Genomic DNA, 2488 nt, shown 5'->3' on the forward strand with positions numbered 1-2488 from the left:
CCCCGGCATACGGGGCGCGCCCACTGTGCTCGGAGCGTCGGAATTGCGGAATTAAAGGAAATCAATTCCCGGTGAATATGTTCTCCGCTCGGCAATTCCCATAAGATATAAGTACGGGAAAGGGAAAACCCCCTAAGGATTGGAAATGGGAAAATGGCGGAAAAGGTAAAACTGGATTCTGTTGGAATCGATCAGGTCAGGTCGGAGTTCGTGGACTGGGGGAGCAGGTCGGCCAGCCCCGCGCTCCGGGAGATGGCGGGCTACCTCTCCTTCCTCCTGGTGGAGTCGCGTGACCGCATGCCCGGACCGGCTTCGGAAGTGGTCGTTGAAGTCGACGAGACCACAGCCTCGGCTTTCGCCAACGAGACCAACAGGGTCCTCCGCCTCACGGCCGACCTCGCGGACGGCCCGGTGGAATTCGACATCGTCATCCAGCTGGCAGCCCGGACCTCCTTCACCTACTCGGAAGACATGGGGTAGGTCGGGGTCAGAGGGGGTGCAGGGACCTGCATCCCCTCCGGCGGACCATGCCGGGGGTGCAGGGCGGAAGGTCTCCCTGCACTCCCGGTGCCGCTCAGGTTCACGAGAGCCCGAGCGGGCGGCACCGAAGGAACCCAGGCACGCCGGCGGCGCCGACGTGCGCGCCCGGCGGCCAAGCAGCACGAAAGGAACAGCTGCGTGATAACCCTGTTCACCAACCGCATCCAGGCGTTCCAGCCCCCGCAAGGGGTACCGGTACGCATCACCCTGGGCGGTGTCCGCTTCAAACTCCCCTACTCCCTCACCCACTCGGTGCGGGAGCTCGCCCCACGTCGGGACTACCTCTCCGCGCCGGAGCCCGAGTTCACCGCGGCGTACCGGGCCGACCTCGACCAGCTCGGCCCCGAGCGAATCGCGGCGCGGCTCCAGCAGATCGCGGACGCCGAGCGTGATCACCGTCTCGTGCTGCTCTGCTTCGAGGATCTGACCAAGCCGAACCTGTGGTGTCACCGCACGGCGTTCGCCTCCTGGTGGAAGGACCGCACCGGGGACGAGGTGCGGGAACTGTCCCCGGGGGAAGGCGACCACTTCCAGCAGGGCACCTTGATCTGAGCGTCGGAACCGCACCAAGAAGATAGGTGACATGATTTCAAAGGGCTCTGCGCTCCTTGTGTCATGTCAGCGCAGCGCCCGGCCCGGCATCCCGCCGAGGCCGGGCGTTGCCGTTTAGGAGGACGGATGTTCCAGGGCACCATCCCGGGCCCCATGCGCTCCATCGTGCGCGAGACCGCCAGCCAGTGGCCGAGCGGCTCGGAGGTGTACGTCCCGTGCTGCGGCAACTTCACCATCGAGCGCAGCATCGCGGGCATGGGCTTCGCCCTCCACTCCTCCGACGTGTCCATCTACACCAGCGCGGTCGGCCGGTGGCTCACCCGGCAGCCGGTCGGCATCCAGCTCCGCGAGGAGAGCCGGGACGAACTCGGCTGGCTCGCAGACTCCTTGGACGACGGCGTCGGCACGGTCGCGGCGATGATGCTCGGCACCCGGTTCCTGGCCAGCGTCGGCCGCGAAGGGCTGTGGCACGAACGGGTGGTGCGCTCCTACCGGGAGCAGTGGAAGGCCAAGCACGCGGAGACGGTCGAGCGGCTGTCAGGCTCGGACATCGAACTGGCCTCGTACCAGGTCGAGGACGTGCGCTCCTGGCTCCAGAAGGTCCCTGGTGACGCTCCGGTGTGCTCCTTCCCTCCCTTCTACGGCGGCGGCTACGAGAAGCTGTACGAGCCGTTGGAAGCTCACTTCACCTGGGACGCGCCCCAGTACGAGCCGCTGTCCGATGACGACGTGGTGAGCGTGCTCGGCGCGATCACGGACCGGCCGTACTGGCTGACGGCCTCCAACCACCACGTGCCCGAGCTGGACCAGTACCTGCGTGGGGTGATCAAGGCGACGCCGCGCGCCGCTCCCTTCTACGTGTACGCCAGCGAGGCCCGGACGAGGATCGTGGCCCCGCGTCAGCCGATCGAGCCGGTGAAGGCTCCCCGCCTGCGCCAGGGTGACGAACTGGTCGGCCCGCTGCGGCTGTCGCTGCTGAAGCCGGGGCAGTTCAACGCGCTGCGCTCCCGGTACCTCAACCCTCGGATTGCTCCGGGTGCGGCGAACCTGGCCGTTGCGGTGAAGGACGGCGGCGGGCGGGTGCTCGGGGTGTTCGCGATGGCTCCGAGCACGTTCACGCCGGACGAGGTGTACGTGCTCTCCGATTTCGCGGTCGCGCCGACCGACTACCCGAGGTTGTCGAAGCTGATCGTGCTAGCGGCCACGAGCGTGGAGGCGCAGTTGCTGTGTCAGCGGGCGTTCTCGCGGCGCATCCGGCGGGTGGCGACCACGGCGTTCAGCAACAACGCGGTGTCGATGAAGTACCGCGGGCTCCTGCGGCTGAAGAAGCGCAGCCCGTCGGCCGAGGACGGCTGGAAGTTCCAGCTTCAGTACCAGGGGGCCATGGGGCAGCACA

General features: G+C 67.2%; 3 protein-coding genes. All 3 read left to right on the top strand.

Annotation, left to right across the window (positions count from 1 at the left end):
* The first annotated feature begins 153 nt into the window (after positions 1-153).
* The gene (locus ACN6LM_RS37875; RefSeq protein WP_445069963.1) at positions 154-480 is read left to right on the top strand and encodes a hypothetical protein; all 327 of its coding nucleotides are present in this window, start codon (positions 154-156) and stop codon (positions 478-480) included.
* A 198-nt stretch (positions 481-678) separates the two neighbouring features.
* Complete coding sequence (locus ACN6LM_RS37880; RefSeq protein ID WP_445069964.1) at positions 679-1092, top strand: hypothetical protein; 414 nt, start codon at positions 679-681, stop codon at positions 1090-1092.
* A gap of 126 nt (positions 1093-1218) precedes the next feature.
* Positions 1219-2488: putative antirestriction adenine methyltransferase (locus tag ACN6LM_RS37885; protein ID WP_445069965.1), on the top strand; the 1270-nt coding region annotated here is incomplete at its 3' end.

It is taken from the genome of Streptomyces sp. SAS_281, from assembly GCF_052542855.1.